Origin of the sequence: Chryseobacterium sp. MEBOG06 (genome assembly GCF_021869765.1) — a bacterium.
In the GTDB taxonomy this organism is placed as follows: domain Bacteria; phylum Bacteroidota; class Bacteroidia; order Flavobacteriales; family Weeksellaceae; genus Chryseobacterium.
In genome coordinates, this window is record NZ_CP084580.1 from 618,329 (window position 1) to 640,034 (window position 21,706).

Below are 21,706 nucleotides of genomic sequence, written 5' to 3' on the forward strand. Positions count from 1 at the left end.
GCCCAAAATCTCTTCTTCTTATATATATGTAGTATATTTTTAGTGAGCACCTTCTGATTCTAAAACGTCAACGTTAATTCCTTGTCTAAATAAAGATTTTTTAGCCAGATATGCAAATAAAGTAATATACACAAAGCACAATACAGGAATAATGTATGAGCTGTGAATACCAATAATATCAGAAAGTTTTCCCTGGAGTGGCGGAATAATACCTCCTCCCAAAATCATCATTACCAGAAAAGCAGATCCCTGCGCAGTATATTTTCCTAATCCTGTGATGGCTAGTGTGAAAATAGAAGGCCACATAATACTGCAGGCAAGTCCTCCGGAAAGGAATGCGTAGATTGCAAAATTACCGGTAGTAAGCAATCCGGTGATCATAGCCGCTGTGCCAAACAATCCGAAAATAATCAATGTAACAGCAGGTTTATTTTTACTGATTAAGAATAATATAACCTGAATAGCCACACAAATTGCATAGAAGTAAAGATGGGACATATCTTTCTGAGCCAGTGTATTGATCCCGATAATAACTGAAAAAGCAATAAAAGGAACAATAATAGTTGCAATGGTCTGCTGCTGCTTATTCAAATTGAAAACTGCAATAGCACCCGTCCATCTTCCGATCATTAAACTTCCCCAATACATTGAAATATAGGGAGCCAGGTCAGAAGACTGGTGGCCGCCAAATTCAGGCATACTTAAAAGCTCTCCAAGGTTGCTTCCTATAGCCACTTCCACCCCTACATAAGCCAAAATAGCGATCATTCCCAGAACAAGCTGTGGATATTTCATCGCTCCCCAGCCTTCAGAATCTTTTTTAGCACTGGTATTAGCGAAAATAAGGCATATTATTACTGATAGCAAAGCTCCTCCAAGGTAGAGCATTCTTGTTTTCTCTAATGGATGCTTTACCGTTTCCAGTTCAATTTTTTTCTTAGCAATCTCTTTCTGATAGGTATCAATGGTTGCTGTGTTTGTTTCTTTTTCCGAAGTTTTTTCCAACATTGTTATTTCATTACCCAATGTTTCAATGGTTTTTGCTTCTTCAGAATTGTAGCTGTTGAATACCGGAATAAAGAAAAGAATGACAAGTATCGTCATTGCAATCAATGTTTTTCTGGCTTTTCCAGCTTTTTCCATAGGTTCAGTAGAAATGCCGTCCGGAAGTTTTTTTGAAAAATAGAAGACTCCGGCAGCAATCAGGAAAAGCGCACCTACCGCTGTATACAGTAAAATAACCTTATCCAGAGCAAGATGTTTGATCTGATCATCATCTACAGTAGCAGTTGTACCGAAAAGAGCCAGCCCAACGATAATAGGTCCGATGGACGTTCCGAAAGAGTTGATTCCTCCTGCTAGATTCTGTCTGCTCGCTCCGGTTTTAGGATCTCCTAGCAGGACGGCAAAAGGATTCGCAGCAGTCTGTTGAATAGAAAAACCCAATGCCACTACAAAAAGCCCTATAAGCATTCCGTAATATACATTACTTTTGACAGCAACAATCATAATAGCGGCACCAATGGCGGAGAGCAAGAGGCCGTAAACAATACTCTTTTTATATCCCCATTTGCCGATAATATCAATTCCTTTTATCGTACTGGCTATGAACAGCAGCAGTGCTCCCAGGAAGTAAGCAGTATAAAAAGCAAAATCTATTAACTGTGACTGAAACTGGTCGAGAGAAAAATAGTTTTTACAGAATGGGATGAAAATACTATTGCCGGCAGCAATAAAACCCCAGAAAAAAAATACAAGTACAAGTGTGTACAATGCCGGGTAATTAGTCGGCTGGTTGGTTTTTGACATAATTTATTGAAAATTTCGCAAACAAATATAATTAATTCTTTTAAATAGAGTGCTCTATGAGCGTTTTTTTAATGACTTGGTAAGCTTCTTCTTTGAGGTCTTTCGGAGAGTTGGTAGGTTCGATAATTCCATTGAAATAAACCTTTACTCTTCCGGGGTATCCTTTGCCGCTTTCAAAAGGAAACATTTCCTTAAGTCCGATAAAAGTATATACTGCAATAGGAGAATGATGCTTGGAAGATAACATAAATGCCCCGTCTTTAAAATCATCCAGTATAATAGAAGTATCATCAGGAACACCGCCTTCCGGGAAAATAGCAATGCTGCTTCCTTCCTCCATTTTCTCAGCGCATCTTCTGTAGACATCTGCACGGCTTCTTGCGCTGGTTCTGTCTACCATCACGCATATTCTCTTGTAGATAGTACCGAAAATAGGAATCTTTACAAGTTCTTTCTTTCCTACAAAGCAAATAGGGTGGTGGGGAAATAGGATGCAGGTAAGCATAATGTCCATAAGGGAAGTATGATTGGAAATGAATACATACTGTCTGGTCCTGTCTTTTTTCTGTTCCGAAAGTCGGATGAGATCATATCTGAAACCCATTCCATAGAACATCCCGAAACACCAGAGTCTGATGAGCTTATAAGCATACTTGTAATGCTTTTTATTAAAGGATAAAATATAAACAGGGATTCCAATCATTACCGTTAAAACAAAAGCCAGCAACAGCAGCCAGAATCTCCATAGATAATTTAAAATTTTTGCCACAACTTAACCGTTAAAAATTACTTTCTTTTTTACCGAATAATTCAGGATAGAAACCAATAAGATTGCTGCAATTTTACTGATCATTTCCGGACTCAAGGTATAAAAAATTAAATTGATATTATCCTTAAATACGAAACTGTAAAATACCTGGAAAAAAGTTAAACTCAGTAAAGTTGAAACAAAAGATACCGCCATGAAATAAATAAACTCTTTTTTCTTGGAATGTTTTCCTCTTTCAAAAACAAACCAGATACTCAAAAAGTAATTGGTGATAATCCCGCAGCAGGTAGAGAAAATATTACTTAAAGGATAGTGTACCCCATGAAAATTGGTTTCTCTTACAAAGAAATGGGGCAGGGAAGTGCTGAATATCTTAAAGCTCCCAATCTCTACAATAGCACTTAGTCCTCCTGCTATGATGAAGAACAAAACCTGTTTTTGGCGGATGAGTATTTCTTTCATTCAATTAATATAAAAAACTGAAAATATAGTTCCTATTGTATTAAAAATCAAATTGTTTAGTGTTTTAAAAAAACGAGTCAATTGTATCTAAACTATTAATAATAGATTTTATGCATTAATAATTATGATACTTTACAATATGGATATGCAAATTTATAACTATATGTTAAACACTGAAAAAAGTTGTTAAAATATTTTTTTTAATTAAAATTATGTCTAATTTTAATATTCAGAACGAGATGATAATAACCTGATAATAAATTCATTTTCAACGCCTTGTGTTGATGGTTTTTCCTATCTTGTAATGCGCTGTAGCAAGCATAATCCTCCTTTTTTTTATGACCAATTGATAACAATATTTGTATGAAACGTCAAAACAAATACAGAAAATTCCAGCTTCAACAGAAAAATATTGAAGCTCTTGAAAAAGAAAATACCCGCTTCAAAAGAGTGTATTCTGAATATGAAAATATGTCCAACGAACTTTGGAATCTTGAAAATTCGAGCGGAGAACCCGTTCCAGATGATTTTATTAATGCGATGGTATTGCAGGCGTCATATCTTGAAGATGAAATTGAAGATTGGCTTCTGCAGTTCAATGAAAAAAAAACGAATATTAAACATTAATGATTTTAGACAGCTTCCAGGTTGTTTTTAAACGCTAATTGAAGATTAATTCATAATTTAGCATCCTTAAATTAAAATCTAAAATATGGTTGCTATTGTAGATAGTGGTTCTACTAAATCGGATTGGGTAATACTCGATGACTTTAAGAAAGTTTTTCTGAAAACGGAGACGATCGGTTTCAATCCTAATTTTATCAACAGAGAACTTATCGCACCTGAAATACAGAAAAATAGCAATCTGATATCAGTGAGAAATTCAATTACTAAAGTCTTTTTTTACGGTTCCGGATGTGGTGTGAAAAAAAATTGTGAAACCATAGAAGAAGAACTGGCAAAGGTATTTGGAAAAGCTGAAATTATCGTAAAAGAAGATCTTATGGCTGCTGCCTACGCTGCCTATAGCGGAAAACCTGCAATCGTGTGCATTCTGGGCACAGGTTCAAACTCTTGTTTTTTTGATGGTGAAAATCTGAAGATAGAACTGCCTTCGCTTGGATTCCTGATTGGAGATGAAGGAAGCGGAAGTGCTATCGGAAAGCAATTGGTAAGAAGGTATTTTATGAAAAAACTGCCTTCAGACCTTCATCGTGAATTCGAGGCAGACTATCAGCTTACTGTAGAGGATGCATTGAAAAATATGTACCATACTCCAAGACCAAATGCATATTTGGCCAACTTTACCAAATTTGTGATCGAAAGAAAAGACCATCCTTATTTCAGGGATATGGTTTTTGAAGAAATGAAAAGTTTCTTCGAATATCAGGTTCTCCCTTATCAGGAAGCAAAAGATGCTGAAATCAATTTCATCGGCTCTATCGCCTATTATTATGAAAATATACTACGTTCTGTAGCTACAGAACTTAATTTGAATGTGGGACATGTTGTTCAGAAACCAATTGAAAGTTTAGTAGATTACCACATTAAATATATCCTTTAACAAAAAACGAAATTTTATGTCAAGTAAAAACCATCGCGACGAAAAGAACTTTAGTCAGGCCGCGTTAGATTATCATAAAGCAGAACCCAAAGGAAAAATTGAAGTAATCCCATCAAAGCCGCACTCTTCTCAAAGAGACTTGTCGTTGGCTTATTCTCCGGGAGTAGCTGTTCCTTGTATGGAAATTCATGATAAGCCGGAAACGGTTTATGATTATACAGGAAAAGGGAACCTGGTTGCGGTTATTTCTAATGGTACAGCGGTACTTGGATTAGGCGATATCGGCGCTGAAGCTTCAAAACCTGTAATGGAAGGAAAAGGACTTCTGTTCAAGATCTTTGCAGATATCAACGTTTTTGATATTGAGATCGATGAAAAAGACCCGGATAAATTTATTGAAATTGTAAAAGGAATTGCTCCTACTTTTGGAGGAATCAACCTTGAAGATATTAAAGCTCCTGAAGCATTTTATATCGAACAAAAACTTAAAGAGGAGTTGAATATTCCTTTGATGCATGACGACCAGCACGGTACGGCTATTATTTCAGCAGCAGCATTGATCAACTCACTGCAGATTGCCAATAAGAGCATTAGTGAGGTGAAAATGGTGGTCAACGGAGCAGGAGCGGCAGCTATTGCCTGTACTAAGCTTTATATTTCATTAGGATTGAAAAAAGAAAACGTCCTGATGTGCGACAGTAAAGGTGTGATCAACCACAAAAGACAAAACCTTACCCCGGAAAAATTAGACTTTATTGCACAGACAGATATTGAAACATTGGAAGATGCTGTAAAAGGATCCGATGTTTTCGTTGGATTGTCCAAAGGAAATGTGATGACTCCGGAAATGTTGTTGAGCATGACTGAAAACCCTATCGTTTTTGCTTTAGCAAACCCTGATCCGGAAATTGCTTATGACCTTGCCCTTGAAACCCGTAAAGATGTGATCATGGCAACAGGAAGAAGTGACTATCCTAACCAGGTAAACAACGTATTAGGATTCCCTTATATTTTCCGTGGTGCATTAGATGTACAGGCTACAGGAATCAACGAAGAAATGAAATTAGCTGCGGTACATGCCATTGCTGATCTTGCAAAAGAACCTGTACCGGAAGCGGTAATTCTAGCATATAATGTGAAGAGCCTACAGTTCGGAAGAGAGTATTTCATTCCAAAACCATTTGATAACAGACTGATCACAAAAGTATCAAGTGCTGTTGCAAAAGCAGCTATTGAAAGTGGTGTTGCCAGAAAATCAATTACTGATTTTGAAGAATATGAGCACCAGCTTTTGGATAGAATGGGAAGAGATGAGAAGTTGGTAAGAATGATGCAGAGCCGTGCAAAATCAAACCCGAAAAGAATTACTCTTGGAAATGCTGAAGAATACAATGTATTGAAAGCTGCTCAGATTCTTTATGAAGAAGGAATTGCCTATCCAAGCCTTCTGGGAGATAAGAAATACATCCAGGAGCAAATGGAGCGTTACGGAATCAATCTGGATGTTCCAATCATTGATCCAAGTGATGACGATCAGAAAGAAAACAGAAAGAAATACAGAGAAACCCTTTGGAAACTTCGCCAGAGAAAAGGCATGAACGAGTACAAAGCTAAGAGATATGTCCGCCAGAGAGACTATTTCGGACCTTTGATGCTGAGACATGGTGATACAGATGGTCTTATCATAGGATTCTCTAAAAACTATACCTCAGTACTACGTCCTGTTTTAGAAGTTATAGAAAAGGATAAAGGAGTAGATAAAGTAGCGGCAATGATGATGATCCTGTCTGAGAAGAAGCCTATTTTCTTTGCAGATACCTCCATCAATCAGAATCCTACTGCAGAAGATCTTGTGAATATCGCTAAAATGGCAGAGTTTACAGTGAAATCTTTCGCAATCGAACCGAGAATTGCAATGCTGGGATTTGAAAACTTTGCAGCAATTTCTGAAACATCCAAGAAAGTAGCTAAGGCAGTGAGTATCCTTCATGAAAAATATCCTAAAATGATCGTAGATGGTGAAATTCAGCCGGATTTTGCAATGAATGCAGACCACCTTAGTGATTATCCTTTCTCGAAATTAGGAACAACACCAGCCAATACATTCATATTCCCGAATCTGGAAAGTGCTAATCTTTCTTACAAAATTATCAGAGGAATGAAAGTAGCACAGGTAATTGGACCAATCCTGATGGGACTAAAACAACCGGTACATGTACTTCAGATGCGTTCAAGCGTAGACGAGATTGTAAACCTTGCTACCGTTGCAGTTTTGGATGCTCAGAGAAGAGAGAAAAAATAAATCAGAAAAACTGGAAGAAAATATCTGAAAATCAGAAATATTTATTCAGTTTCTTAATGTTCAGAAAATAGCACTTTCATCAGTGTTGATATACTAAAGACTCCATATTTTGGAGTCTTTTATTTTTTATGTTAATTCCTTGAATTCTTAGTTAAAATTTAAGTTAAAAGGCATTCGTGCATGAAATGAAAATATTAATTAGTTTAAATTGCTATATTTGGGAGTTTTAAAAATTAATAATGATATTTTCTTTACAAGGCACTGTTCAAGAACTTACGCCTACCTACGCTGTTATCAATGTACAGGGAGTTGGTTACTACGTGGGAATCAGTTTAATGACCTCACAAATGCTGGTTTTGAATCAGCAGACCTTTTTATTTATCCAGCAGATCATCCGTGAAGATGCTCATCTTCTCTTCGGATTTAACACACGTTCAGAAAAAGAGATGTTTAATCTGTTAATAAGCGTTAATGGTGTAGGAGCTGTTTCTGCGCTTATTCTGCTGTCTACATTAAGCCTCGACGAGATTGCATCAGCGATACTTTCAAGTAATAGTGCATTGATTCAGAAAGCAAAAGGAATCGGTGCAAAGACTGCTGAGAGAATTATTGTTGATCTTAAAGATAAGGTGCAGAAATTCAGTGATCCTGCCGCGAATATTTCTGTCTTGGTAGATAATAAAATCAAGGAAGAATCGTTATCTGCATTAGAAGTTTTAGGAATTCCTAAACGTACCAGCGAGAAGATTGCCGATAAAATATTAAAGCAAAACCCTGGCATATCGGTAGAAGAATTGGTGAAACAAATTTTAAAAAACATTTAACATTTGGTGGCGAATAATAAGCATTTTAACATATTTTTGTTCCTTTCGTTTCTGTGTATGTCCGTCAGTGCCTTTGCACAGCAGACACAAAAAGATACACTGATCATACGAAAACAATACGAAGTGGCTGACCCTACGAGGCAGGAAGCCTATTACGATATAAAAACAGGGATGTATTATATATATCCTAAAATTGGGAACACCATCACAGGTCCTCCAGTTGCTATGTCTCCGGAAGAGTATAAAGAATACATGCTCGCCGCTCAGACAAAAGCATACTATAAAGAGAAATCTGAAAAATATAACCTTCTTTTCAGAAGAGACAGATCAGACGCCAGAAAACAAGGGTTGATTCCATCCCTGATGATCAATAATAAACTGTTCGAAACCATCTTCGGTGGTAATAAAATCGAAATTATCCCCTCAGGATACGCCTCTCTTGACTTTGCCGGACTTTACCAGAAAATAGACAACCCGATGATCCTGCCACAGAACAGGACCAGTTTTACCTTTGATATTGATCAGAGAATTCAATTGGGATTATTAGGTAAAGTGGGGGAGAATCTTCAGCTGAAAGCTAATTATGATACCCAGAGCGGATTTGCTTTTGAAAACAGGATGAACCTTGTCTGGCAGGCAAAAGGAAGCTGGAAAGATCTTCAGAGTAAAGGTCTTGGAGATATTGATAAACCTAACGCGGGAGGAGAAGATAAGATTATTAAAAGAGTTGAATTCGGTAATGTAACTATGCCGCTTTCAACAAGTTTGATCCGTGGCTCGCAGTCTTTATTTGGGGTGAAGACAGAATTCCAGATGGGGAAAACCTATGGAACAGTAGTTCTTTCCCAGCAGCAGGGAGAAGCCCGGAATATTGTAGTACAGGGCGGCGGGGTAATGAATAACTTTAAAGTTAATGCAATTGACTACGAAGAAAACCAGCACTACTTTTTAGGACATTATTTCCTGAACAAATATGATGATGCCTTACTTAATTACCCACAAATCAATTCCACCATTAATATCACCAGATTAGAGGTATGGGTACTTGATCAGGGGAACAGTAATCTGGCCTATCAGAAAAGTGTGGTCGGTATTAGGGACTTAGGAGAATTTGCAGGAGGTGCCACCTTACCAGATAACTCATTAAACGGATTATATGATGCTGTATCATCTGCAGCAGGAACCAGAGAAGCAGGGAAGAATTATGGTACTATTTTCCAGGGGCAGACTTTTCCGGGAACTACAACACCATACGATAATGGAGAAGAATTCATTTATAATACAAAAGCGAGAAAACTTAATGCTAATGAATTTACATTTCAGCCGCAGTTAGGATACATTTCATTAAACCAAAAACTTAATGATAACCAGCTTTTAGCGGTTTCATATTCATATACCGTAAACGGAAGCAATAAAGTATATAAAGTTGGTGAATTCTCGGAAGAGAGCCCGGTATTGATTACTAAAGTACTTAGGGTAAACAATAGAGTGAATACAGATTCTCCGATGTGGGACCTGATGATGAAGAATATCTATTCCATAGATGCCGGACAGGTGTCACAGGATGGTTTCATTCTTAATGTATATTACAGGGATCAAAAAACAGGAGGTAAAGTAAACTATCTTCCAGATACCGTTGTAAAAGACCAAAACTTATTGAAGTTGCTTAACTGGGACCGTCTTAATATGAATGGAGATATTCAGAATAACAAAGATGGAAGTAAGGGAGATGGTATTTTTGACTTTGTCAGCGGGATTACAGTCAGGCCGGAAACAGGAAGGATTATCTTCACCAAAGTACAGCCTTTTGGTAATTATATGCAAAAGGTATTAGGAGGAACTTTTGACCCTCAGTATGTTTTCCAGGATCTTTATACCAAACAAAAGCAATATGCTACTTCCAGTAACCTGGCGCAGAGGTATACCATGGAAGGCCGATACAAAGGTGTTCAGGGGCAAGGTATTTCGCTTGGAGCAGTAAACGTTCCTCAGGGGTCTGTAAAAGTATCTGCAAATGGAGTACAGCTTACCGAAGGGGTAGACTATACTGTAGATTATATGCTGGGTACGGTGACGATCATCAATGAGAATGTAAAACAGTCTGGACAAGCAATCAATATTGCATTAGAAAATCAATTGACCTTTAATACCCAAAGAAAAAGATTCTTAGGATTAAACTTAGAAAGAAGGTTCAATGAACATTTTATATTAGGAGGAACAGTAGTTAATTACTCGGAATCCCCATTGACCCAAAAAGTAAACTTTGGGCAGGAAGCGGTGAATAATACAATGGCAGGGATTAACCTGATGTATAACAATCAGGCACCTTACCTTACCAGATTTGCGAATAAGCTTCCTATGATAAAGACTGAAGCTCCTTCCAATATCAACTTTAAGATGGAAGCCGCCTATCTACTGCCAGGATTAAATAAAGGGACAAACAACCAGTCTTATATAGATGACTTCGAACAGACGACCTCTAAAATTTCATTAAAAGAACCGGCAGCATGGAGTTTGGCTTCAAGACCGGAAAAAAATAAACTTCCACCATTTAATATTGTTCCCGCTAATGATGATTTAACGAGCGGCTATGGAAGAGGACTATTATCATGGTATAATATTGATCCGCGATTCTGGGGTGTAGGAGGAAAAGCTCCTGCAGGAATTACTCCGCAGTCGGTGTCTAACCATGCATCAAGAAGAGTACAGTATTCGGAAATTTATAACAACAGAGATTTTGTTGCAGGAGAACAGACCTTTACCAATACCTTTGATATCTCTTATTATCCTCAGGAAAGAGGCCCTTATAACGTGAATGCGGCAACAGAGCAGGCACAGAGCAGATGGGCGGGGATTATGAGATCCATCAGTGTTCCAAACTTTGTTACCTCAAATATCGAATATGTTGAATTCTGGATGATGGACCCTTATGCAGATGGTAATAAGTTGGGTAATAATCCAAAACTTTTATTACACCTTGGAAATGTTTCCGAAGATATATTGAAAGATGGAAAGATGCAGTATGAGAATGGCCTTCCTACTCCGGGATCACCATCATCTACAACAAATTCAAACTGGGGAACACAGCCAAAGCAGCCACCTATTCTGTACGCATTCTCCACAGAAGGAGATGATAGAAAAAGACAGGATGTAGGATACGACGGTTTAAGTTCAGATCAGGAATCTATGAAATTCGGAAATACATTTGTGAACCCGGTGACTAATATAGCAGACCCGGCAGTAGATGATTTCGTGTTCTATCTTTCTGATAAATTTACAGGAAGCCAGGCAGCATCTATTATTCAGCGTTACAAGTATTTCAGAAACCCGGATGGAAACTCAGAAGCAAATTCACTGAATGTGGCTTCACAAACTCCTGATTCAGAAGACATTAATAAAGACTATAATCTTGATCAGACTGAAAGCTATAACCAGTATGTGGTAAAATTAGATCAGGCTAGTTTATCATTGACTGCAGATAATAATATCGTAGATGTAAAAACAGTTAAAGCCAGCTTTCAAAACGGACAGTCTGCAGATGTCAAATGGTATTTGTTTAGAATTCCTGTTTCTAAATTTGATACAAGTGAAGGAACCGGAAATGCTTCTGTATTGAACAATGTAAGATTTGCAAGACTAATGTTAGCAGGATTTGAACAAACCTCTACATTAAGATTTGCAACAATGGACCTTGTAAGATCAGACTGGAGAAAATATCCTAAGAACCTTGCCATGTACAAAACAGGGGGTGCAGATCCGGCAGAAGACGAAGGAAGTACAGAGGTGGATACATCTAATCTTGAAGTAGGAAGTGTGAATATCGAAGAAAATTCCTTAAATCAGCCACCGTATGTTTTGCCTCCGGGGATTGATAGACAGGTGTTGAGCGGTAATGCCGGAGCACAGAGACAAAATGAAGCTTCGTTGTATATGAAAACCGACAAGCTTGCAAATGGCCAGGCAAGAGGTGTATTTAAAAATACATCTCTGGATATGAGAAGATACAAGAGACTAAAGCTTTTTGTTCATGCTCATGATCCTGAGAATAGAGATCCTCAAGTGGGAGCCATAGATCCTAAAACAAAGTTCTTTATTCGTTTTGGAACAGATGCTACAGATAACTACTATGAATATGAAGCTTCTTTGCATCTGACTTCAACTACAGCAACGGCTCCTTTGGAAATCTGGCCATTAGAAAATGATGTAGATTTTGAAATTCAGAATTTTGTGGATGCAAAAATCAGAAGAGATAAATCCAGTGCAAAAATTACAGATAGAACTCTTGATAACGTTTTAGACGGAGGGGTAAACTCTAAAAAGATTTATATCAAGGGTCGTCCAAGTTTAGGAAACATTTCAACTATTGTAATTGGTGTTAGAAATGGAATAGAAAGAGGAGGAACTGTAACCAACCTGGACAGAATTCTTTGGGTAAACGAAATCCGCCTTTCTGAAATCGAAAATGACGGAGGATATGCAGGAAATGCTAGCTTGAATTTCAACTTGGGAGATTTTGCTACCGTGAATGCAAATGCTTCCTACACATCAGTAGGTTTCGGAAATATAGACTCAAAACCTGCAGAGAGAAACCAGTCTACACAATCTGCTTTCAGTATCAACACAGCAGTTAATGTAGATAAATTCCTTCCGGAGAAGACAGGGGTGAAAATTCCTGTAAACTATTCCTACTCGCAGACCATTGAAGATCCAAAATACAATCCTCTGGATACCGATGTGGAGTTCAACAAAGCAGCCAACAAAGAACAGCTTAAGAAAGTGGCAAGAACTTATACGCAGCAGAGAAGTATTGGTGTTGTTAATATGCATAAAGAAAGGGTGAACCCTAACAAAAAACCTAAATTCTATGATATTGAAAACGTATCGGTAACTGCTGTTTATAACGACGATTATTTCAGAGATATTTACACCAAAAGAAATTACAGACAATATCTGAGAGGATATATTGATTACAACTATACTTTCAAACCTTGGGTATTGAAACCTTTCAATAAAATGATCAGCGATACCGCGAAATCAACGAAGTATCTGAGATGGGTTAAAGAATTTAACTTCAATCCTATTCCTACAAGATTATCTTTCAGAACTGAAATTGACAGGAATTATAATGAACTTGAGTTTAGAAATGTAGAAGCTATTTTAAATGGAAATGCAGGAAGTGACTTTGATGCGATCCGAAACAGAAACTTCTATTTCGGATGGCAGTATGGCTTAGGATTCAACTTTACAAAGTCATTAAAGCTGGAAATCAATTCAGCGACCAGAACCCTTAATGATAATCTTGATGCCAATGCTATGGATAGTAAATCTATCTTCGGTAACGTATTCAGATCAGGAAGACCGGTATTATATAACCACAGAGTGCAGTTAAATTACAGACTTCCGTTCCAGTATCTTCCTTATTTGGATTTCATTGATGCTGAAGTAGGATACGGATTTACATACAACTGGAATGCAAGATCTACCTCTTTACTAAGCTTTGTAGATCCGGAAACAAACAAATCTGCCAGTTTAGGATCTATAGGTCAAAATACCAATATGATTCAGGCTACAGCATCAGCGGATCTGCCTAAATTCTTTGGACAGTTTAAATATTTTAAAAATATAAATGCCAAACTCCAGAAGCGTAAGCAGGAAATGGATTCCCTGAATAATGTCTATACAAAGCAGTGGGAAAAGAACAGATACAGATATAAGAGTTATAAATTTAAAAATAAACTTTCAGTACTTGAGAATGCAGCATTTTTCCTGACTTCGTTCAAACAGTTGAACGTGAGTTATACCGAAAATAACGGGACAGTACTTCCGGGATTAATCTCTGCGCCCAACTGGTATGGTTATGGACAGACGTTAGGAGGTCCTACCATAGGATTCCTTTTAGGATCACAGGCTGACATCAGAAGAACAGTGATGGAAAATGGATGGGTAAGTGATTCCAAATATATGACAGATGCCTATGTAAGAATGTCAACAAAAGAATTAAGAGCAGACTTACAAATGATGCCGTTGAACGACTTCCGAATTGATCTTAACGTCTTGCATACCTATAACAGTAACTTCTCACATACAGGATTCAATTATACCAATAATGGAGTTCCGGATCCGGACTTTACATTTGCCAATGAGATGGTGACATATTCCAACAGTACAATGCTTCTAAGCTCATCATTTAAAGATGGACAGGCAATTTACCAGGCAGTCAGAGAAAATGCAAGAGCGCTTTCACAGCAGCTTGGAGGCCCTGGTGCTATATTAGATAATGATGGCTTTGCTAAACATTATAGTATTGGTAATGCCTATGTACTGATTCCTGCCTTTAGAGCTGCGATGGAAGGAAAATCTGTTACACCAATGGGTAACCCTAAAAAATCAGGATTCCCATTACCAAACTGGAGAATTACTTATTCGGGACTTAAGAATATTCCCATTATTAGCGGGCAGTTTACGAAGTTTGATATTTTACATGCTTATACAGCTACCTATACAGCTACAGGAATCCAAAGCAATGTGGATTATCATGGCAATGCAGGGGGATATTATCAGACAGTAGACAATACAGGAGCTATAATCAAAAATGATGGAGATAAGATCAATCCTTACACATTTGCTCAGGTAGGATATGTAGAGTCTTTCTCACCGCTTATTGGAGTAGATGTTACCATGAGAAACAATATGCAGTTCGGGTTGCAGTACAATAAGACCAGAATGACAGTGCTTGGATTGGTAAACCAGACACTTACTGAAGATGCCAATACAGAATATGTCGTAAGACTTGGATATATCATCCGAAACTTCAGACTGGGAACAGCCAACGTAAGAGGAAGAGGTACCAGAGGAAAAGGAAGTGATCTTAATATCAGAGGTGATATTTCATTAAGAGACAGTAAAACCAGCATTATGAATATTCTGTTAAATGATTCCCAGATTACAGGAGGACAAAGACTCATGAATATAAAGCTTTCTGCTGATTACAATGTTTCAGAAAATCTGAACCTCAGAGTATTCTATGAACAGATGACCTCCAAATATAAGATATCAACAGCATTCCCGTTATCTACAATCAGAGCAGGGATTTCTGCCACATTTACATTCGGAGATTCCGGAGGCGGATTCTAAAATGTCATAAACTTAAAAGTCCTTCAGTTTTGAAGGACTTTTTTTATATCCAATATTTGAAGCTACTATATTTTTGAATACATTTGTACAAAATAAAAATTTAAAAATGAACACACCATCAGAATTAAAGTACACCAAAGATCACGAATGGATCAAGATTGAAGGTAATGTAGCTACAATCGGTATTACAGACTTTGCTCAGGGAGAACTTGGAGATATCGTTTATGTAGATATAGATACTGTAGACGATGATCTTAATGCAGGAGATGTTTTCGGAAGTGTAGAAGCAGTAAAGACTGTTTCAGATTTATTCTTACCTATTGCAGGAAAGGTTATTGAATTTAATTCAGAATTAGAAAACCAGCCAGAACTGTTGAATACAGAACCTTACGGAGACGGATGGATCATTAAGCTAGAAATTGCTGATGGAGCAGATCAGTCTGAATTGCTTTCTGCAGAAGAGTACCAGGCTATCATTGGATAAAATTTCAAAAATATTTAGTAAGATATTGCCCATTTATTGGGCATTTCTTACTTACATGCTTCTCAAGCCCGGAGAAGAAAATCATGAGTATTGGTTTATGTTCAGCGGTATAGACAAAGTGTTGCACTTAAGCATATTTGCTGCTTTGGGATTCTCTTTTATTGCTGCATTTCCCAAAATAAAGTTCTCGTACTTTTTCCAGATCATCCTTATATACGCCTTCCTTACAGAAATCTTACAAGAAGAAATGGGTCTGGGAAGATCTATGGAAACCCTGGATCTCGTAGCAGACACTATCGGTTGCCTCATAGGTTACTATACCTATAAAATATTAATCAAACGATTTTTCTGATCATCCCATTTAAGAAAGATAAAAAGTCCATCCTTTACAAACTTTCGGGATATAAAAATTTCCCAACTCTAAAAAATCATAAGGAGCTTTTTCCCGCTATCCACTCATACTCCTCACGCCAGCTTTGCCTACAGCCGAATCTTAAGGCTTTCCAATCCATGTTGCGGGGTAACCGTTACTATCGGGGCTAGAATAGTAATCCAATTAAGATATGGAACTCAGAACAAACCATTCCTCTCCCAAAATAACTTTAGCAAAAACTATCAAGTATACTCTCTTCAGTTCAGATTCTGATCTATTGTACTTTATCCAGCAATAAATGATGAGGTTCTATATTATAATATAGACAAGGAAGACCTTTCTAATAAATAAAAAGGAGACAAAACAGCCCTACAAGACATCCAAAAATATAATTTCACAATTGTGGATAACTCTAGGATTCTTTTAAAGCCTTTTGTATAAGATCTTTATGCTTATATTTTTCCACAAAACGGAATCTATTTAAACTTTATGTTAAATAAGTTTGCTGTGTAAGGTATAAGTTTCTATCTTTGCCCCACTGAAAAACGAAAGGGATTCGGTAAGCGCAGAAGGGCTTTTAGATAAGCAGAAACAGTATACTTTAAATAGAGAAGATCTGGAAATAAACTTTAAAATTTTAGATAATAAAATTTGTGAGTTAAAAAGAAGTTCTTATCTTTGCAGTCCCAAATAGGGGAGCGCAGGAGTATCGGGATTGAGGTTAAGGAAGGGAGTTAAGGTTACTTAAAAAACTTTAAATTTTTCTTTCAAAACATTTGGTCATAACGAAATAAAGTTTTACTTTTGCACTCGCAAATATGGAGCGCCACTGACAGAAGAGAGTGCTTCATTAAAAAGCGGAAGATATAAAGATCATTGACATACAATATAACAACCAAGTAAGGAAAAAACTAAAGCGTCAAAACTTTGAGTGAGTCAGACAAACATACAATGGAGAGTTTGATCCTGGCTCAGGATGAACGCTAGCGGGAGGCCTAACACATGCAAGCCGAGCGGTATTGTTTCTTCGGAAACGAGAGAGCGGCGTACGGGTGCGGAACACGTGTGCAACCTGCCTTTATCTGGGGGATAGCCTTTCGAAAGGAAGATTAATACCCCATAATATAAGAGACGGCATCGTTTTTTATTGAAAACTCCGGTGGATAGAGATGGGCACGCGCAAGATTAGATAGTTGGTGAGGTAACGGCTCACCAAGTCAACGATCTTTAGGGGGCCTGAGAGGGTGATCCCCCACACTGGTACTGAGACACGGACCAGACTCCTACGGGAGGCAGCAGTGAGGAATATTGGACAATGGGTGAGAGCCTGATCCAGCCATCCCGCGTGAAGGACGACTGCCCTATGGGTTGTAAACTTCTTTTGTATAGGGATAAACCTAGATACGTGTATCTAGCTGAAGGTACTATACGAATAAGCACCGGCTAACTCCGTGCCAGCAGCCGCGGTAATACGGAGGGTGCAAGCGTTATCCGGATTTATTGGGTTTAAAGGGTCCGTAGGCGGATCTGTAAGTCAGTGGTGAAATCTCACAGCTTAACTGTGAAACTGCCATTGATACTGCAGGTCTTGAGTGTTGTTGAAGTAGCTGGAATAAGTAGTGTAGCGGTGAAATGCATAGATATTACTTAGAACACCAATTGCGAAGGCAGGTTACTAAGCAACAACTGACGCTGATGGACGAAAGCGTGGGGAGCGAACAGGATTAGATACCCTGGTAGTCCACGCCGTAAACGATGCTAACTCGTTTTTGGATTTTCGGATTCAGAGACTAAGCGAAAGTGATAAGTTAGCCACCTGGGGAGTACGTTCGCAAGAATGAAACTCAAAGGAATTGACGGGGGCCCGCACAAGCGGTGGATTATGTGGTTTAATTCGATGATACGCGAGGAACCTTACCAAGGCTTAAATGGGAAATGACAGGTTTAGAAATAGACTTTTCTTCGGACATTTTTCAAGGTGCTGCATGGTTGTCGTCAGCTCGTGCCGTGAGGTGTTAGGTTAAGTCCTGCAACGAGCGCAACCCCTGTCACTAGTTGCCATCATTAAGTTGGGGACTCTAGTGAGACTGCCTACGCAAGTAGAGAGGAAGGTGGGGATGACGTCAAATCATCACGGCCCTTACGCCTTGGGCCACACACGTAATACAATGGCCAGTACAGAGGGCAGCTACACAGCGATGTGATGCAAATCTCGAAAGCTGGTCTCAGTTCGGATTGGAGTCTGCAACTCGACTCTATGAAGCTGGAATCGCTAGTAATCGCGCATCAGCCATGGCGCGGTGAATACGTTCCCGGGCCTTGTACACACCGCCCGTCAAGCCATGGAAGTCTGGGGTACCTGAAGTCGGTGACCGTAACAGGAGCTGCCTAGGGTAAAACAGGTAACTAGGGCTAAGTCGTAACAAGGTAGCCGTACCGGAAGGTGCGGCTGGAACATCTCATTTTAGAGCGTCTTTAGACGATAAACAAAATTAGTATCGCAAGATACATGCACTTACTTAAAGAGAAGCTTTAGTTTTTTATTTGGTTGCTATATATATAATAATACAAAACCCACTAGAAATTAGTATAGGGATTGAGAGAGACAAGGATGAAGATAAAAGAGTCAGTTAATCTGGTATCTGTTATCTGAATTTAGTCTGACAGACAGTCTCGTAGCTCAGCTGGTTAGAGCGCTACACTGATAATGTAGAGGTCGGCAGTTCGAGCCTGCCCGAGACTACTAATTAAAAAGACGGGAAGATGAAAGAGCCAAGAGGCGAGATGTAAATCTTGAATCCAGCATCTTTAATCTCTTAGTCTACTAGAGGGGGAATTAGCTCAGCTGGCTAGAGCGCCTGCCTTGCACGCAGGAGGTCAAGGGTTCGACTCCCTTATTCTCCACAGTTTTGGATGACTGATTTAAAAGTTACGAATGGAGCCAAAAACAACATTTGTTCATCAGTTTGAAGAGAAGACATTAAGATCATTGACATTAACGGTAAAGACATCACAAAGAGATAACCGAGCACTTTCGAGTGCCGAGTTTATAAAAATATCGATAAATTTAATTTATCAAAAAATACTGAACTAATATAATTATTAGGAAAGAAATCGTTAAGGGCGTATGGCGGATGCCTAGGCTTTCAGAGGCGACGAAGGACGTGGTAAGCTGCGAAAAGCTGCGGGGATTGGCACACACGAATTGATCCGCAGATGTCCGAATGGGGCAACCCGGCTGGTTGAAGACCAGTCACCTCGTAAGAGGAGCAAACCCGGAGAACTGAAACATCTAAGTACCCGGAGGAAAAGAAATCGAAGAGATTCCGTAAGTAGTGGCGAGCGAAAGCGGATTAGCCCAAAAGCTGATATATGTTTAATAGAATGTTCTGGAAAGAACAGCCGTAGCGGGTGATAGCCCCGTATATGAAAGGCATATTTGAGTGATAAATGAGTAGGGCGGGACACGTGAAATCCTGTCTGAATATGGGGGGACCATCCTCCAAGGCTAAATACTCCTGAAAGACCGATAGTGAACAAGTACTGTGAAGGAAAGGTGAAAAGCACTTCGAATAGAAGGGTGAAATAGAACCTGAAACCGTACGCCTACAAGCGGTCGGAGCACCTATATGGTGTGACGGCGTGCCTTTTGCATAATGAGCCTACGAGTTAATTTTACTAGCGAGGTTAAGGTATTAAGTACCGGAGCCGGAGCGAAAGCGAGTCTGAATAGGGCGTATAGTTAGTAGGATTAGACGCGAAACCTTGTGATCTACCCATGGGCAGGTTGAAGCTCTGGTAACACAGAGTGGAGGACCGAACCGGTTGACGTTGAAAAGTCTTCGGATGACCTGTGGGTAGGGGTGAAAGGCCAATCAAACTGGGAGATAGCTCGTACTCTCCGAAATGCATTTAGGTGCAGCGTCGATGTTAAGTTTATTAGAGGTAGAGCTACTGATTGGATGCGGGGGAGTCAAATCCTACCAATTCCTGACAAACTCCGAATGCTAATAAATGTTCGTCGGCAGTGAGGGCATGGGTGCTAAGGTCCATGTCCGAGAGGGAAAGAACCCAGACCAACAGCTAAGGTCCCCAAATATATGTTAAGTTGAAGCAACGCGGTTGGACTGCATTGACAGCTAGGATGTTGGCTTGGAAGCAGCCATTCATTTAAAGAGTGCGTAACAGCTCACTAGTCGAGCGGTCCGGCATGGATAATAATCGGGCATAAACATATTACCGAAGCTATGGATTTGTATTTATATACATCTGGTAGGAGAGCATTCTATTTGCGCCGAAGCAGTACTGTGAGGTATTGTGGAGCGGATAGAAAAGAAAATGTAGGCATAAGTAACGATAAAGCGGGCGAGAAACCCGCTCACCGAAAGACTAAGGTTTCCTCAGCCATGCTAATCAGCTGAGGGTTAGTCGGGACCTAACGCGAACCCGAAAGGGGTAGTGGATGGACAATGGGTTAATATTCCCATACTTGCTCACACTAAAAAGGGGACGGAGTGCCGTACTTACTGGAGACTGACGGAATAGTCAAGGCCTAGCCTTCGGGCGAAGCTGCTGTAGGGAAAGTGCTTCCAAGAAAAGCCGAAGTGAAGCAACCCGTACCAAAACCGACACAGGTAGTCGAGGAGAGAATCCTAAGGTGCTAGAGTGAATCATGGTTAAGGAACTAGGCAAAATAGTCTCGTAACTTCGGGAGAAGAGACGCCATCAGCAATGGTGGCCGCAGTAAAGAGGCCCAGGCGACTGTTTATCAAAAACACAGGACTCTGCAAAATCGAAAGATGCAGTATAGGGTCTGACACCTGCCCGGTGCTGGAAGGTTAAGGAAGGTGCTTAGGGTTAAACCGAAGGCATTAACTGAAGCCCCAGTAAACGGCGGCCGTAACTATAACGGTCCTAAGGTAGCGAAATTCCTTGTCGGGTAAGTTCCGACCTGCACGAATGGTGTAACGATCTGGGCACTGTCTCAACCATGAGCTCTGTGAAATTGTAGTCTCGGTGAAGATGCCGAGTACCCGCAATGGGACGAAAAGACCCTGTGAACCTTTACTATAACTTCGTATTGACTTTGAGTAAGTAATGTGTAGGATAGGTGGGAGGCTTTGAAGCAGGCACGCTAGTGTTTGTGGAGCCAACGTTGAAATACCACCCTTTACTTACTTGGAGCCTAACTTCTGTATGGAAGGACATTGCGTGGTGGGTAGTTTGACTGGGGTGGTCGCCTCCAAAAGAGTAACGGAGGCTTTCAAAGGTACCCTCAGCACGCTTGGTAACCGTGCGTAGAGTGTAATGGCATAAGGGTGCTTGACTGTGAGACCTACAAGTCGATCAGGTGCGAAAGCAGGACATAGTGATCCGGTGGTTCCGTATGGAAGGGCCATCGCTCATAGGATAAAAGGTACTCCGGGGATAACAGGCTAGTCTCCCCCAAGAGCTCACATCGACGGGGAGGTTCGGCACCTCGATGTCGGCTCGTCACATCCTGGGGCTGGAGAAGGTCCCAAGGGTTGGGCTGTTCGCCCATTAAAGTGGCACGCGAGCTGGGTTCAGAACGTCGTGAGACAGTTCGGTCTCTATCTATTGCGGGCGTTAGATGTTTGAGAGGGCTTGATTCTAGTACGAGAGGACCGAATTGAACAAACCTCTGGTGTATCAGTTGTACCGCCAGGTGCACTGCTGAGTAGCTACGTTTGGAAGAGATAAGCACTGAAAGCATATAAGTGCGAAACTCGCCTCAAGATGAGACATCTTTTAAGGGTCGTTGGAGATGACGACGTTGATAGGCTATAGGTGTAAAGACAGTAATGTCATAGCCAAGTAGTACTAATTACCCGTAGATTTATAGCCTAATATGGCGCACGGAAGTGCAGCAAGGTTACCTCTTTGTGAAAGTTTTTATCGATAAACCAGGTAGCAGATGTTGGCTATTAGGAAGCAGGATAAGCCTGCAGCCTTTTACCTCTAACC

10 protein-coding genes, 2 tRNA genes and 2 rRNA genes are annotated in these 21,706 nt (G+C 39.6%); 11 read left to right on the forward strand and 3 right to left on the reverse strand.

All coding sequences use genetic code 11. The features are described from left to right. Positions 1 to 39 precede the first annotated feature (39 nt). Genes LF887_RS02840 through LF887_RS02850 form a run of 3 tightly spaced genes read right to left on the reverse strand, consistent with a single transcriptional unit; the run spans position 40 to position 3,040 of the window. The gene (locus LF887_RS02840; protein WP_236857321.1) at positions 40 to 1,809 is read right to left on the reverse strand and encodes an MFS transporter; all 1,770 of its coding nucleotides are present in this window, start codon (positions 1,807 to 1,809) and stop codon (positions 40 to 42) included. 40 nt (positions 1,810 to 1,849) lie between these two features. After that, positions 1,850 to 2,578 (reverse strand): lysophospholipid acyltransferase family protein, encoded by a 729-nt coding sequence (locus LF887_RS02845; protein WP_236857322.1) that lies wholly within the window; start codon positions 2,576 to 2,578, stop codon positions 1,850 to 1,852. Between the two features lie 3 nt (positions 2,579 to 2,581). Further along, positions 2,582 to 3,040, reverse strand: a complete 459-nt coding sequence (locus LF887_RS02850; protein WP_236857323.1) for a GtrA family protein — start codon at positions 3,038 to 3,040, stop codon at positions 2,582 to 2,584. A 363-nt stretch (positions 3,041 to 3,403) separates the two neighbouring features. On the opposite strand from LF887_RS02850, the gene LF887_RS02855 reads away from it, so the two are divergent. From LF887_RS02855 to LF887_RS02905, 11 genes are all read left to right on the forward strand, one after another. Continuing rightward, positions 3,404 to 3,667 carry a hypothetical protein gene (locus LF887_RS02855; RefSeq protein WP_236857325.1) on the forward strand — a complete coding sequence of 88 codons (264 nt, stop codon included), beginning with the start codon at positions 3,404 to 3,406 and terminating at the stop codon, positions 3,665 to 3,667. Positions 3,668 to 3,752: 85 nt separating this feature from the next. Continuing rightward, on the forward strand, positions 3,753 to 4,604 hold the full coding sequence (locus tag LF887_RS02860) for an ATPase (protein WP_236857326.1): 852 nt from the start codon (positions 3,753 to 3,755) through the stop codon (positions 4,602 to 4,604). Between the two features lie 16 nt (positions 4,605 to 4,620). Beyond that, positions 4,621 to 6,906: an NADP-dependent malic enzyme gene (locus LF887_RS02865; protein WP_236857327.1), complete on the forward strand. Its 2,286-nt coding sequence runs from the start codon at positions 4,621 to 4,623 to the stop codon at positions 6,904 to 6,906. 239 nt (positions 6,907 to 7,145) lie between these two features. Then, positions 7,146 to 7,730 carry a Holliday junction branch migration protein RuvA gene (gene ruvA, locus LF887_RS02870; RefSeq protein ID WP_236857328.1) on the forward strand — a complete coding sequence of 195 codons (585 nt, stop codon included), beginning with the start codon at positions 7,146 to 7,148 and terminating at the stop codon, positions 7,728 to 7,730. 57 nt (positions 7,731 to 7,787) lie between these two features. Next, on the forward strand, positions 7,788 to 14,864 hold the full coding sequence (gene sprA / locus LF887_RS02875) for a cell surface protein SprA (protein WP_236859462.1): 7,077 nt from the start codon (positions 7,788 to 7,790) through the stop codon (positions 14,862 to 14,864). A 106-nt stretch (positions 14,865 to 14,970) separates the two neighbouring features. Continuing rightward, a complete protein-coding gene (gene gcvH / locus LF887_RS02880; protein WP_236857329.1) occupies positions 14,971 to 15,348 on the forward strand; it encodes a glycine cleavage system protein GcvH in 378 nt (125 codons plus the stop codon). 25 nt (positions 15,349 to 15,373) lie between these two features. Continuing rightward, a complete protein-coding gene (locus LF887_RS02885) occupies positions 15,374 to 15,700 on the forward strand; it encodes a VanZ family protein (protein WP_236857330.1) in 327 nt (108 codons plus the stop codon). Positions 15,701 to 16,669: 969 nt separating this feature from the next. Further along, positions 16,670 to 18,186, forward strand: a 16S ribosomal RNA gene (locus LF887_RS02890). A gap of 204 nt (positions 18,187 to 18,390) precedes the next feature. Next, a tRNA-Ile gene (locus tag LF887_RS02895) sits at positions 18,391 to 18,464 on the forward strand. An 87-nt stretch (positions 18,465 to 18,551) separates the two neighbouring features. Next, positions 18,552 to 18,625, forward strand: a tRNA-Ala gene (locus LF887_RS02900). 203 nt (positions 18,626 to 18,828) lie between these two features. Next, positions 18,829 to 21,586, forward strand: a 23S ribosomal RNA gene (locus tag LF887_RS02905). The 16S and 23S rRNA genes sit together here with 2 tRNA genes alongside, the layout of an rRNA operon. The last annotated feature ends 120 nt before the right edge of the window (positions 21,587 to 21,706 follow it).